The organism is Micromonospora sp. WMMC250, assembly GCF_027460215.1.
Lineage (GTDB): Bacteria > Actinomycetota > Actinomycetes > Mycobacteriales > Micromonosporaceae > Micromonospora > Micromonospora taraxaci.
The window spans coordinates 234211-248430 of sequence record NZ_JAPZBJ010000002.1 but is presented as its reverse complement, the minus strand read 5'-3'; the positions used below and the strand labels follow the sequence as shown (position 1 = coordinate 248430).

Below are 14220 nucleotides of genomic sequence, written 5' to 3'. Positions count from 1 at the left end.
CAGCGGGACGGCGACGCCGTTTCTTCAAGCGGTGGGAACCGGCTCGCCGTCTGCCGGTCAGGCACAATAGCATTCCCGGATCAATGACCATTCCCGACGGACGCGACGGCGCCCTTCCGGATGGACACGGTTCACCGTTGCGGCGCGTGGCGCTACCGCGCCGGAATCCGCCCGGCCACGGCTTCGAGGTCGTCCGGAGCGCCGCTACGACGCTCTGACCCGATGCCACCGCTGCGGCTCGGCGGTCCATGCGCTCTCGGTGCCACCGTCACGGTCGAGGGATCTGACGGCGATCCCGCCCATCGACGGGGGGTGCGCCCGCCGTGCAGCGGGACGGGCGCCCAGCAGGGCGCCGAACCGGCCGGCCGGCTGGCCGTGGCCCTTGGTGCCCACCGCGAGCACGTCCAGCAACCGGTTGATTGCCAGCTCCGAGAGGGGATCGAGGGTGATCGTCGCCGCGTGCCGTTGCCCACCACCCCAGGCCGGCCGTCGTTCCAGCAGCGCCGGCCGGGCCGTCGCCACCACCAGCAGGGGCACCGACGAGGCCCACCGGGGCAGGTCCTCGATGAAGTCCAACAGGTCGTCGTCGACCCGGTGCACCCCGTCCAGGACCATCACCATCGGCCGCTGCGCGGCGCTGGCCCGAAGCAGGCGTCGCCAACTGTCCAGGGCTCCGCGGCGGTCCGTCTCAGTCGTGCGCCCCGGCCGCAGCAACGGCGCGAGCCCGGATCGTACGGAGTCGACGTGCTGCGGGCCCACCAGACGTTCGGTCAGGTCGACGAGCTTCGCCTCCGCGGCTGCCGGGCCGTCGTCGGTCAGGATCTCGCACTGGGCGGCGATGATCTGCGCCAGCAGACGGTCGGTGGCGTCTGTCCGGTCGGCCGTGCCGGGGGCCGCGCCGGACAGGAACAGCACGCTCTGCGGTGAGACCGCCATCCGGCACTCGAACTCCATGACGAACCGGCTCTTGCCCGATCCCGGCTCGCCCAACACGGTCGCCAGGTGGGGCACGGAGCGGTGCCGCACCCGTTCCAACAGGCCACGCAGAAGGTCGAGTTCCCACTCCCGGTCGACGATCGGCGCGGTGTGGTAGCCCATGTGCTCCTGGTGGACACCCTCGACACGCCAGCCCGCGCAAACCCCGTCGACAGCGCTGTAGGCGACCACGTCCTCGGTCAGCCTGTGCGTCTCGGGGCAGACGTAGATGCTGCCGTCGGGCACCTGGGACAACAACTTGTGACACTCGTCGACCAGGGCGCCGTTGACAGTGGGGGCGGCACCGACTTCCGCCGGATAGCGGACCAGGGCCTCACCGCTGACCACCGCCAGATGGCTGGCCACGGCGCCGACCCCCTCTCCCACGCCGGCGGCGAGCCTCTCGTGGATCGTCATCGCGGCCGAGACGGCGTCGTCGGCGGTGCGGCGCCTGACGTCCGATCCGTCGAACAGCACGAGCGAGACGGAGCCCAACGAGGCCGCGACCACCCCGCCGAAGGAGCCCACCACTTCGCGGACGATTGTCGTCACCCGCTCCAGGGCCTCGTCCAACCGCGCCTGCTCGCCCGTCCCCGGCTCGCCCGACAGTCGGATTCGCGCCATGACGACGCTCACCGGGCCCCGACCCACCCGCCCCCAGGACTGGCGTTTGCGCGGCGGGGCCACCAGGTGGGGGCCGGTGTCCTGCTCCCCCGTCGGGTCCGCCGACCCGGGGGCGCCCTGCACGTCGCCCGGCGGCGGCGACGCCGGCCGCGGCGGTTGGTCCACGCCGGCCGCGACGGCCAGGGTCTCGCCGGGTGATCCCACCACGGTCAGCATCGGGTCGTGCGTGAGGATGGCGTGCTGCAGGGCACGGAGGTTGTGCCCCGGTTCCAAGCCGAGACCGTCCACCAGCGCCGTCCGGGTCCGGGCGTAGAGGTTCAGCGCGTCGGCCTGTCGGCCGCACCGGTAGAGGGCCAGCATGAGCTGGCTGCAGAACCGTTCCCGGAGGGGCTCCCCCGCGACCGCCGTCTCCAACTCGCCCAGCACGGCATGGTGCCGACCGCAGGCCAGCTCCGCCTCGAAGAACTCCTCGAGGGCCACCAGGCGCGCGTTCTGCAGGGCGACGACCTCCGACCAGACGATGCCGCCCTCGACGAGATCGGCCAGGGCCGGCCCCCGCCACAGCGCCAGCGCCTCGCGGAGCAGGTCGGCCGCCGCCTCCGGTCGGCCGGCTGACAGCTCTCCCCGCCCCTGGTTCGAAAGCCTGTGGAAGCGGTGCACGTCGATCCGTTCGGTGTCGACGCGGAGCATGTAACCGGGCGCCTGGGTGAGCAGCGCCGCCTGCTCCCCGCCGCCGCCGTCGGGGCAGAGGATGCCGCGCAGCCCCCACACCGCGTTCTGGAGGATCTTCCGAGCGGAGGCGGGAGCTTCCTCCCATGCCCACAACGCCTTCAACAACTGACTCGTGGGAACGACCCGGTTGGGTTGGAGTAAGAGGAAACCCAGCGTGGCGCGTTGCTTTATGCCGCCCAGCCCGACGGACTGGCCATCCCGGAAAACCTCCATTGGACCCAGCATTCGGAAATGCATCGTCGCCCCCCGACTTGGATGATGCCAACCGTTACGGTCGGGCACATTGAACTGACGTTCACATTGCACACCCTGGCTTCAGGAGTCGTACCGCTCCAGCCGCACACGCCGGGCGAGAATCGGGGAGTCAGGCGATCGGCCCGATATTCTCAGGAGGGTCGTCCGGCTCAGCAGGCTCCAGTCGGCCGACTGTTGCCCGAATACGGCGCTCCGTCTGTCGCAGCGCGCCGCCATGAGGGCATTTGCTGGCAGCTGTCGCACTTTCCAGCCGCCGGCGGATCGTCGCAACAAGCCGGGCTATCAACCTCCCTCGATCAGTACAACGCAAGCCTGCCTCACGATCACGACACAATCAACTACTTACATGACGGTAAGTGATTACCCGGAGGTGAGAGTGCAGGTGGCGGCAGACGGCCGAGCACCGATCCCCACGCCAGGTGGGACGGCGGGGCCGGCGACGGAGGGGGCACCGGCGTGGCCCGCCGGGTCGTCGTCGTCCTCCGCGAGGCGACCGGCATCCCCCGAACCGTCGCCGGTCACCGCACGCCCGGACGTGACCTCACGTCCACAGCGGGGCCGGCGGGACGTGTGCCGGGGCGGGCCGGGCCGCCGGAACGGTCACCGGCCGGCACGCTCACGCGACGGCAGGGCCGGGACGGCCGGGGCGGGCCGCCGCCGGCACCTGCGGGGCCGGAGTCAGGTCGCGCGGTCGGTCATGCCCGCCGGAGCAGGTCCGCGGCGCGCTCTCCGATCATGACGGCGGTCGCGTGGGTGTGGCCGCGAGGGATCCGCGGAATGACCGAGCCGTCGGCCACGTACAGATTCTCCACACCGTGCACCTTCAGGTCGGGGCCGACCACCGCCGCGGGATCATCGGACCGACCCATCCGGCAGGTGCCGACGGGATGGAACATGGTGGCCGCGCGCTCGCGTACCGTCGCCGTCAGCACCTCGTCGCTCAGCTCGCCCCGCCACGGCGCCATCGGACCGGAGACCAGGCCCCGCAGCGCGGCGGTGCCGAACACCCGGTCGGCGAAGCGCACGCCGGCGACCAGCGTGGTCACGTCCTGCTCGGCGGAGAGGTAGGCCGGGTCGATCTGCGGCGGGCTCGTGGAGTCCGCGTCGGCCAGGGTGACCCTCCCTCGGCTCTGCGGTTGCAGCAGGACCACCGAGACCGTCAGGCCGGCAGCCTCGTCACCGTCGTCGGTAAAGGCCATCGGCACCCAGATGAGTTCCAGGTCCGGGGCGGGACATCCGTCGTGGCTGCCGAAGAAGGCCACCGCCTCGGCCATGTTGGAGGTCAGCGGGCCCAACCGTCGCTCGTGGTAGGCGCGCAGGCTCTCCTCCGCGTACGCGTCGAGCAGGCGCACCGGACCGGCCGCGTGGTGGCTCACGTCGACGGCCACGTGGTCGTGCAGGTTGGCTCCCACGCCGGCACTGTCGACGTACGGTGTGATGCCCAGCTCGCGCAGATCCGTGGCCGGACCGATGCCGGACAGCATCAGGATCTGCGGTGAGCCGATCGCTCCGGCGCTGAGGACCACCCCGCGTCGCGCGAGCAGGCGTCCACCGGCGTACTCGATGCCGACCGCCCGCCCGTCGGCGAAGCAGACCCGGTGCACCAGCCGTCTGGTCAGGATGGTGAGGTTCGGCCGGTCTTCGGCGGGTCGCAGGTAGCCGTCGGCGGCGCTCCACCGGGCACCGGCATGCTGGTTGAGCGGCGTCACCGCGTAGCCGGTGTGGTCGGGACCGCCGAGGCCGTCGGCCAGCTCCCGCAGACCCAGTTCCTCACAGGCCGCCAGGAACCGCGTGGTGGTCGGATCCGGGTCGCGCGGTGGGGAAATCCACAATGGTCCGTCGGTGCCGTAGGTCGACCCGTGCTGGGGCGCTCCGCCCCACCGCTCGGCCCGGCGGAAGTACGGCTGGACGGTCTCCCAACTCCACCGCTGGTCGGTCGCCCCGGCCCAGCCGTCGTAGTCGGCGCGGTGCCCGGGCACCCACATCTGGAAGTTGACCGACGACGAGCCGCCGAGGGTCTTGCCCCGGGGCCAGTAGATGTGCCGGCCACCCAGGTGCGGCTGGCCGACGGTGTTGTACCCCCAGTCGTGGTCCGAGCCGAGGAGCCGCAGTGCGGACATCGGGATCCGGATCTCCGGATCGGTGTCGGCCGGCCCCGCCTCCACCAGGGCCACCCGCACCGACGGGTCGGCGGAGAGCCGGGCCGCGAGAACGCAACCGGCCGACCCGGCACCCACGATGACGTAGTCGAAGGTCTGTCCGTCCATCGTCGCTCCCTTGCGGCCGTCAGGGGTGGGATGGCCCCAGCGCTCCCGGGGGGAAGGAGCGCTGGGGCCGGTATTCCGGGGCGAGCGGTCAGTGCTCGGCGGTGATTCCCTGGGCGAGTCCGCCATCGACGGCGAGTTCCACACCGGTGGTGAAGGTGGCGTCGGCGGCGAGGAACAGCGCCGCGGTGGCCACCTCCTCCGGGGTGCCGATGCGGCCCATCGGGGTCAGCTCGTTGCCCTCCTTCTCGAAGGCCGCCAACTCCTCGGGTGACAGGCCCGCCGACCCCATGGTGGGGGTCTTGACGAAGCCGGGGCTGATGGCGTTGACCCGGATGCCCTGGGGCAGCAGTTCGGCGGCGAAGCCCTGCGACATCGACCGCAGGGCGGCCTTGGTCGCCGAGTAGACAGTCATGCTCGGGGTGCCCATCACGTTGGCGATCGAGGTGGTGAACACCACGGCGCCGCCACGACGGATGGCCGGCGCCAGCCGCTGCACGGTGAAGAACGCCCCCTTGGCGTTGACCGCGAACTGCCGGTCGTACGACTCCTCGGTCACGTGGTCGAACGGGGCCAGCTCGGAGATCCCGGCGTTGACGAAGAGATAGTCGATCTCGCCCAGCTTCTCGCTGACGGTCTCGGCGAGCGCCGCGATGTCGGCGAGGACGGCGGTGTCCGACTGCACCACGTGCACGCCGTCACCGAGGTCGGCCCGAGCCTCGGCGAGGTTCTTCTCGTTCCGACCGGTCAGCAGGACCTCGGCTCCCCCGTCGCGCAGCGCGCGGGCGATGGCGAGGCCCATGCCGATGGTTCCGCCGGTGATGACGGCCTTCTTGCCTGCGTACTTGTTCACGAGTTCATTCCTAACTTTCCGAGCACCACTGACGATGTACTGCCGGTCCGGAAAACGTGTCCGAGACGTCGTGCGGGCATCCCCCTGAAGTATCCCGTGGGGGGACAAAAGTGATCAAGTACTGACTTCGAGGTGCGCACTTACCCGTGGGTTGGTACCCCTGCGGGCGGTCCCGCCCTGCCCGGGACGGGACCGCCAGCGGCCGGCCGGGAGCCGGTCAGGCGATCCGTGGCACGAGGCCGGTGGAGCCGAGGTGATCCGCGCCCGGCCGGCGCACCTTGCGGGTACGCCGGACCGTCGGTGGCACTGGGAGGCGGTGCCGGCGGGGCTGCCGGGCCTCCACTTCGGGTGCCTCCAGGGCCCAGGCCACCCGGCGCTGGTGCGCCGCCCCCCAGACGGCGAGGGGACGCAGAGCCTCGCTGAGGCTCGACCCGTACCCGGTGAGCGAGTACTCCACCCGTGGCGGCACCTCGTCGAAGATCTCCCGGCTGACGACCCCGTCCGCCTCCATCTCGCGAAGTTGCTGGATGAGGACCTTCTCGCTGACCCCGGGAATGAGACGCCGCAGCTCACCGAAGCGGCGGCTGGAGCGCCGCAGCTCGCAGAGGATCGGCACCTTCCACTTGCCACCGATCACGTTGAGCGCCGCGGTCAGCTCGGCGGGATACGGCTGCTCGGTCATGCCGGAGCCAGCCCTTCGTCGTGCGACCGGTCCACGGATGTGCCGGCGGCCTCGGCCGCCGTCGCAGCGGTGGGTCCGTCGGCGGATTCCGCCGTGGAACCGTCCGCCCCGGTCGGTGGGACGTGTCGCAGCATCACCACCGCGACCACCGCCAGCACCGCGACCGCCGCGAAACTGAGCCAACCGACCAGGTTCATGCCGGCCACGAAGGCTTCCCGGGCCGGTTGCAGCAACGCCGTGGCGGCGCCCTCCGCCAACGTGGCCGCCTCGCCCTGCGCCGCCACCACGCTCTCCCGTGCCGCGTCGTACGCCGCCGCCGGCACCTCGGCGGGCGCGGGCCCGGTCATCTCGTTTCGATAGACGGTGGTGCCGACCACGCCGAGCACTGCCACACCGAAGGCGATGCCGAACTCCATGGCGCTCTCCGACATGGCCGACGCCGAACCGGCCTTCTCCGGTGGCGCGGCGCCGACGACGAGGTCGGTGCCGAGCACCATGGTCGGGCTGGTGCCCACGTACACCAGGACGAACCCGGCGACGAGCAGAGGCAGACCGGAGGAGGTGCCCACCTGGCTGATCATCAGGTAGCCGAGCCCGGACAGCGCCAGCGCCCCGGCGACCACGTAGCCGGGCGAGACACGCCGGGCGATCAGCGGGGTCACCGACGAGGCCACGATCAGGGCCAGCGCCGCGGGCAGCAGCCACAGGCCGGCGACCATCGGCGACAGCCCTTCGATGAGCTGGAGGTACTGGGTGACGAAGAGGTAGACCCCGCCCATGACGCCGAGGCCGAGCAGCAGGATGGCCAGCGCCGCGTTGAAGGATCGCTCCCGGAACAGGCGCAGGTCCAGCAGCGGGTCGGCCAAGCGGTTCTGGCGCTGCGCGAAGACGACGCCGAGGGCGACCCCGATCGCCAGCGCGATGAGGGGCAGCAGACCGAAGCCGTCCTTGGCGAACTCCTTGACGGCGTACACGAACGGCAGGACGGCGCCCAGCGACAGCAGGACGCTCGTCAGGTCCAGCCGGCCCGCCTGCGGGTCGCGGTACTCGGGCAGCAGGGCCGGCGCGGTCGCCAGCAGCACCACCATCACCGGCACGCCGAGCAGGAACACCGACCCCCACCAGAACGACTCCAGCAACAGGCCACCGGCGATCGGGCCGATCGCAATACCGACGGAGAAGCAGGCCACCCAGATCCCGATGGCCATGCCGCGCTGCTGCGGCTGGTGGAACATGTTGCTGATCAGCGCCAAGGTGGACGGCATCAACGTCGCCCCGGCGATGCCCAGCAGCGCCCGGGCGGCGATCAGCACCTCCGGGGTGGGCGCGTACGCCGCCAGGACGGAGGCCGCCGCGAACGCGGCGGCGCCGATCATCAGCAGCCGGCGCCGCCCCATGCGGTCCCCCAGCGAACCCATGGTCAGAAGGAAGCCAGCGATCATGAAGCCGTAGATGTCGACGATCCAGAGCAGTTGGTTGCCGTCCGGGCGAAGGTCCGCCCCCAGGTGCGGGGTGGCCAGATACAGCACCGTGGCGTCGAGGGACAACAGGATCGTGGGCAGGGCGAGCACGGCCAGACCGATCCATTCCCGCGGTCCGGCGCGCCGGCTCGATTCGGCCAGTGAGCTCGTCTCCATCTGTCCCATCCCTTCCGGTGGGGTGCGGTCGCGCCCGAGGTGCCCGGGCACCGACGGCCATCGTCGCTCGGCCCGCTGTCCACCTGGTGCCCATCCGCTGACCGTCCACTGACCGCTCCGCCGTCACCAGTGTCGACCGACCTCGTCGCAACGCGTTATCTTTGCCATCATGCGATTCGAGGTTCTCGGTCCGCTGAGGGTGTGGACGGAGGACCATCAGCCGGTCACCATCCCGGGCGTCAAGGTGCGTGCCCTGCTCGTGAACCTGCTGCTGCACGAGGGGCGGCCGGTGTCGGTCGACCGTCTCGTGGAGGATCTGTGGGAGGCCCGACCGCCCAACGATCCCACCGGGGCCCTTCAGGCCAAGGTGTCCCGGCTTCGTCGGGCCCTGGACGTCGCCGAGCCCGGCGCCCGCGCCCTGGTCGTGTTCGAACCCGCCGGTTACCGGCTCGACGTTGACCCGCAGGCCGTTGACATCGGTGTCTTCACCGCCCTGACCGCGCGCGCCCGGGGCACCGAGGAGCTGGGAGAACGTCTGGCGTTGTTCACCGAGGCGCTGGAGCTGTGGCGCGGGCCAGCGGTGGCGGACTTCGCCGACGCCCCGTTCGCCCGGGCCGACGTGGGTCGGCTCGAGGAGCTTCGACTGGCCGCCATCGAGGAGAGCGCCGAGGCCCGACTCATGCAGGGCGAGCACACCCAGCTCGCGGCGGAGCTGGGTGACCTCGTCGCCCGGCACCCCCTGCGGGAACGGCTGCGGGCGGTGCACATGCGGGCCCTCTACCTCGCCGGCCGGCAGAGCGAGGCCCTGGCCAGCGCCAGTGATCTGCGCCTGCGTCTGCACGACGAGCTCGGCGTGGACCCGGGGCCCAAGCTGGCCGGTCTGCACCAGGCGATCCTGCGCCAGGACGACAGCTTGCAGGTCGGCACCGAGGCGGTGACCGGGCGGGCGCGCACCAACCTGCCCGCCGCCATCACCGAGCTGGTCGGCCGGGAGTCGGCGGTCGAGGAGGTCACCGCGTTGCTGGGGGCCAACCGACTGGTCACCCTGGTCGGCTCGGGGGGCGTGGGCAAGACCCGACTCGCCGTGGAGATCGCCACCCGCCTCACCCCCCGGTTCGCCGACGGGGCCTGGCTGGTCGAGCTGGCCGCCCTCGGCCGCTCCGAACAGTCCGACGGCACGGCGGCTCTCGCCGGCGCCGTGATGGCCGCGCTCAGCATCCGGGAGGACGCGGCCGGCGGGTTCGTCCCGGCCGGCCGACCCGTCGAGGTCGGGGCTCGGCTCACCGGCGCGCTGCACGCGCGCGACATCCTGCTGGTGCTCGACAACTGCGAGCACATCGTCGACGACGTCGCCCGGCTCGTCGAACAGTTGCTGCGCACCGTGCCGGGGCTGCGGGTCCTGGCCACCAGTCAGGAGCCGATCGGTCTGCTCGGCGAGGTGGTGTGGAAGGTGCCTCCGCTGGAGCTGCCGGACCTGGCCGCCGGGCTGGACACCGAGTCCCTGCGCCGGTCCAGCGCCGTCGAACTGTTCGTCATCCGGGCGGCCGCGGCGGCACCGGGCTTCACCCTGACCGCCGCGAACGCGCGCGCCGTCGCCGTCCTCTGCAAGCGCCTCGACGGCATCCCGTTGGCACTGGAGCTGGCGGCGACCCGGGTACGCGCCCTCGGCGTCCACGAGCTCGTCACGCGCCTGGACGACCGGTTTCGGCTGCTCGCCACCGGGCACCGGGGGGCTCCGCCGCGGCAACAGACCCTCCGCTCCATGATCGACTGGAGTTGGGGGCTGCTGACCGGTGCCGAGCGGGCGTTGCTGCGCCGCCTCGCGGTCTTCGCCGACAGTGGCACCCTCGCCGCTGCCGAGCGCGTCTGCGCCGGTGCCGCGGTGCCCCGGGAGGACGTGCTCGACCTGCTGGCCAGATTGGTGGACCGCTCCCTGGTGGTCGTTGTCGACAACCCGGACGGGGTGCGCTACCGGCTGTTGGAGTCGGTGGCGGCGTACTGCGCCGAGCGGCTGCGCCAGGCCGACGAGGACGACCGCGTCCACGAGCGCTACCAGCTGTACTACATCGACCTCGTCGAGCAGGCCGACGGCCAGCTGCGTGGGCGCGACCAGCGACAGTGGCTGGAGCGACTGGACCTGGAGAGCACGAACATCCGGCGGGCGTTCGACCGGGCGGTCCACGACGGCGCCGCCGACCGGGCGTTGCGGCTGGCCAACGGCATGGCCTGGTACTGGTTCCTGCGCGGCCGGCTACAGGAGGCCGGCCGCGTCCTGGCCGGCGCGTTGAGTCTCGGCGGTTCCGCCCCCGCCGCCGACCGGGCACGCGCCCTCACCTGGAACGCCGGCATCACCCTGCTCGCGGGCGAGGTGGCCGATCGGGCCGGGCACAGCCTCGCGGCCCTGCGCGCCTACGACGGCGTCGACGACCCGCACGGCCTCGCCCGCGCCCGCTGGTTCCTCGGTCTCGCCCTCTACGTCACCGGTGACCTGGTCACCAGCGAGGAGCTGGTCAACCAGGCCCTCGACGGGTTCCGGTCCACCGGGGACCGGTGGGGGGTGGCCGCCACCCTCAGCGAACGCGTCAAGCAGGCGCTGGCCCGCGGCGACCTCGCCGCCCTGCGTCATGACGGCGCCCGCAGCGCCGAACTCTTCGCCGAGCTCGGCGACCGGTGGGGGCAGCTCCAGACCGTGTACCCACTGGCGGCGCTGGCCGAGATCACCGGCGACTACGACCGGGCGGCCCGCCTGCACCGCGACGGCCTGGCCATCGCCGAGGATCTCGGGCTCTGGACGGAGGCCTCGGACCGGCTGTCCGGCCTGGGGCGCATCTCGCTGTTGACCGGAGCGCTCGACCGGGCCGAGGAGCTGCACGAGCGGGCGTTGCGGCTGTCCACCGACCAGAGCTTCAAGCCCGGTGAGATATACGCCCGTATCGGTCTGGCGCTGGGTGCCCGCCGGGCCGGCAAGCTCGACCTTGCCGAGGAGCAGCTGCGTACCGTGCTGGAATGGAACCGGCAGGTCGACTTCGAGCCGGGCAACACCCTCATCCTGGCCGAGCTGGGTTTCGTCGCCGAGCAGCGCGGTGACGCCGAGGCCGCGCGCGAACTGCACCTGGCCGGGTTCACCGCGGCCCAGCACGTCGGCGATCCGCGGGCCCTGGCCCTGGCCCTGGAAGGGCTCGCCGGCGCCGAGGCCCTCGCCGGCCGGTACGCGCCGGCGGCGACGTTGCTCGGCGCGGCCAGCGCGGCCCGCGAGTCGACGGGCGTGCCGCTGCCACCGGCCGAGAGCGGCGACGTCGACCGGATCGACATCGCCATCAGCGCCGCGCTCACCGTCGAGGAGCGTGCCGCCGCACTGGCTCACGGCCACCGGCTGAGCCCCGAAGAGGCGATGGCACTGGTCACCGACCAGCCGGCGTTACCGCCGGCTTACCGTGCGATTCCCAGCCACTGACATCCCCATCGGTACGTTCGGCTCGGCGCGTCGGCCGACGGCGCCGACAGCGTAGGGGAGGCGGAATGGCGACGACGGACACCGAGCTCACCGCGGTGATGGACGCCGTACGCGACATCGTGCCGAGGCTTCGGGACAACGGCCGGGAGACGGAGGACCGGCGCTGGATTCCGGACGAGAACGTCGAGCTGCTCGACAAGGCCGGCGTGTTCCGGCTCGCCGTGCCCCGCCGCTTCGGCGGCCTGGACGTCTCGTTGGCCGACCAGGTGGCCGTGCTGACCGAGATCGGGCGGGGCTGCCCGTCCACCGGCTGGGTGTCGATGGTGTGGGTGTCCAGCGCCTGGTTGGCGACCCTCTACCCGGATCAGGCCCAGTCCGAGGTCTTCGCCTCCGGATCGGTGAAGATCTCCGGCGGTTTCACCCCGACCGGCACGGTCACCGCCACCGACGGCGGCTACCTGCTCAACGGGAGCTGGCGGTTCAACTCCGGATGCCGCGGCGCGGACTGGAACATCGCCTCGGCCATCCGGGAGCTGCCCGACGGCTCCAGCGACGAGGTGGTCGCCATCGTGCCGATGGCGGAGTTCACAGTCGCCGACGACTGGGACACCTCCTCCGCCGCCGGCACCGGCAGCTGCACCTCCACGGCGAAGGGGGTGTTCGTGCCCGCCCACCGGGTCGTCTCCTACGAGGACGCCGTGCTCAACACCACGGCGGGGCGTACCGCGCCGGAGACGCCGGGCCGCCGCTACGGCCTGTTCACCTACGTCACCGCCGCCGCGGTGGCCACCTGCATCGGGATCGCCAAGGGGGCGCTGGAGCTGTTCCTGCAGCGGGTGAAGGGGCGGGGTATCACCTACACGTCCTGGACGGACCAGGCACAGCACCCGTTGACCCAGATCCAGGTCGCCACCGCGGCTAACAAGATCGCCGCGGCCGAGGGGTTGCAGGCCGGCTGGCTGCGGCAGCTGCAGACCCGCGCCGACGCCGGCGAGCAGCCCACGGACGAGGAGAAGGCAACCGTTCGGGGGCAGAGCGCCTACGCCATCCAGCTGGCCAAGGAGGCGGTGGAGATCCTCTACTCCGCCAGCGGCGCCACCGCCATCCAACGCGACGTTCCCATCCAGCGGTTCCACCGTGACATCCAGGGCCTGTCCCTGCACGGCCTGCTGCTGTTGTCGACGAATCTCGAGGTGCACGGGCGGGTCCTGCTCGGTCTGGATCCGGACACCCCGCTGCTCTGAGTCGCGTCCGGTCACTAGCTGCTGCGGAGTCCCACCCCCGGGTGGGACTCCGCAGCAGTGTCGTGTGCCGTGCGTTTTCCCCTCCACACATAAATCCGAAGGAGCACTATGACAATGGACCGCAGGTCCCTGCTCAAGGCGACCGGTCTGAGCGCCCTGGCCACGTCGGCCGCGCTCTACCCGGCCGCCGCGGCGGGGGCCCGTCCCCGAAACGCCGAAGCCGACGTCATCGTCATCGGCGCGGGCTTCGCCGGAGTCACCGCCGCCCGGGAGCTGTCCGCGAACGGCCTACGACCGTTGCTGGTCGAGGCCCGCGACCGGATCGGCGGACGCACCTGGACCGACACCTTCCTGGGCCGACGCATCGAACTGGGTTGCCAGTGGATCTCCGACCGGCAGCAGCTCTTCCACAGTGAACTCGCGCGCTACGGCATCTCCACGGTGACCGATCCGGCTGCCGAAACCGTCATATTCCCGTCCGGCAACGGGCTCGCCGAGGTCGATCCGGCCGAGGTGTACACCCGGCAGGCCGAGTTGCTGGGTCGCCTCTTCGCCGGCTCGGAGAGTTACCTGGAACGGCCGACAGATCCGCTCTACCGGGCCGACCTGATCCGGGGCGTGGATCACCTGTCGTTGCGGGACCGCCTGGACCAGCTCGCGCTGGCCCCGGCGGACGAGAGTTGGATCAACGGAACCACCGCGTCCTACTCCGGCGGTTCGAGCGCGCTGGGCGGGCTGACCGCGCTGGCCCAGTGGTGGCGTCTCGGCGGTGGGAACATCGACGGCTGGTACGGCCTGCTGGGCTTCAGTCCCGCCGTCGGCATGGGCGGCCTGCTACAGGCGATGCTCGACGACACCGACGGCGAGCTGATGCTGAACACCCCGGTGCGGGGGGTGACGGTCAACGGTCGCTGCGCGTACGTCACCACCTCGCGGGGGACCTTGACGGCACCGGCCGTCGTCGTGGCCGTGCCCGTCAACGTGTGGCGCACGATCCAGTTCAGCCCGGGTCTGCCGAAGGTGCACACCGATGCCAGCCTGCAGGGTGTGGGGGTGCCCGACAGCGTCAAGTTCTGGGTGCACGCCCGCACCGACCGGGGGCGTGTCTCGGCGCAGGCCGCGGAGGGCTTCCCCATCTCCTCGTTGTTCACGCACACCGATCTCGGTGACGGCCACCAGCTCATCATCGGGTTCAGCGAGGACCGTTCCCTGGACTTCACCAACCGCGCCCAGATCCAGGCGGTGTTGCGCCAGATGGTCCCCGGCATCGAGGTGTGGGACCTGCGGTCGCAGGACTGGGGCCGCGACCGGTACTCCCGCGGGGCGTGGGCGCTGCGCCGCCCGAGGCAACTGCTGGCACAGCTACCGGCGATCCAGCAGCCGTACGGGCGGATCGCGTTCGCCAGCGGTGACACCGCGACAGCGTGGAACGGTTTCGTCGACGGGGCGATCGAGTCCGGGCTGCGCGCCGCGCGGCAGGTGCTCGAGATGCGCCGCTGA

General features: G+C 71.7%; 8 protein-coding genes. 3 read left to right on the top strand and 5 right to left on the bottom strand.

Annotation, left to right across the window (positions count from 1 at the left end; all coding sequences use genetic code 11):
• Positions 1-204: 204 nt before the first annotated feature.
• The 5 genes from O3438_RS01270 to O3438_RS01250 all read right to left on the bottom strand — a co-directional run bounded on the left by O3438_RS01270 (position 205) and on the right by O3438_RS01250 (position 8022).
• Positions 205-2544 (bottom strand): BTAD domain-containing putative transcriptional regulator, encoded by a 2340-nt coding sequence (locus tag O3438_RS01270; protein ID WP_269678134.1) that lies wholly within the window; start codon positions 2542-2544, stop codon positions 205-207.
• A gap of 737 nt (positions 2545-3281) precedes the next feature.
• Positions 3282-4853 (bottom strand): GMC family oxidoreductase, encoded by a 1572-nt coding sequence (locus tag O3438_RS01265; RefSeq protein ID WP_269678133.1) that lies wholly within the window; start codon positions 4851-4853, stop codon positions 3282-3284.
• 88 nt (positions 4854-4941) lie between these two features.
• Positions 4942-5703 (bottom strand): SDR family oxidoreductase, encoded by a 762-nt coding sequence (locus O3438_RS01260; protein ID WP_269678132.1) that lies wholly within the window; start codon positions 5701-5703, stop codon positions 4942-4944.
• 217 nt (positions 5704-5920) lie between these two features.
• The gene (locus O3438_RS01255) at positions 5921-6385 is read right to left on the bottom strand and encodes a winged helix-turn-helix transcriptional regulator (RefSeq protein ID WP_269678131.1); all 465 of its coding nucleotides are present in this window, start codon (positions 6383-6385) and stop codon (positions 5921-5923) included.
• The gene (locus O3438_RS01250; RefSeq protein ID WP_269678130.1) at positions 6382-8022 is read right to left on the bottom strand and encodes an MFS transporter; all 1641 of its coding nucleotides are present in this window, start codon (positions 8020-8022) and stop codon (positions 6382-6384) included. The genes O3438_RS01255 and O3438_RS01250 overlap by 4 nt, the downstream gene beginning before the upstream one ends.
• 169 nt (positions 8023-8191) lie before the next feature.
• Between O3438_RS01250 and O3438_RS01245 the strand changes: the two genes are divergently transcribed.
• The 3 genes from O3438_RS01245 to O3438_RS01235 all read left to right on the top strand — a co-directional run bounded on the left by O3438_RS01245 (position 8192) and on the right by O3438_RS01235 (position 14220).
• Positions 8192-11476, top strand: a complete 3285-nt coding sequence (locus O3438_RS01245; RefSeq protein WP_269678129.1) for a BTAD domain-containing putative transcriptional regulator — start codon at positions 8192-8194, stop codon at positions 11474-11476.
• Positions 11477-11541: 65 nt separating this feature from the next.
• Positions 11542-12720, top strand: a complete 1179-nt coding sequence (locus O3438_RS01240; protein ID WP_269678128.1) for an acyl-CoA dehydrogenase family protein — start codon at positions 11542-11544, stop codon at positions 12718-12720.
• Between the two features lie 114 nt (positions 12721-12834).
• Entirely contained in the window at positions 12835-14220 is a 1386-nt protein-coding gene (locus O3438_RS01235) for a flavin monoamine oxidase family protein (RefSeq protein WP_269678127.1), read from the top strand.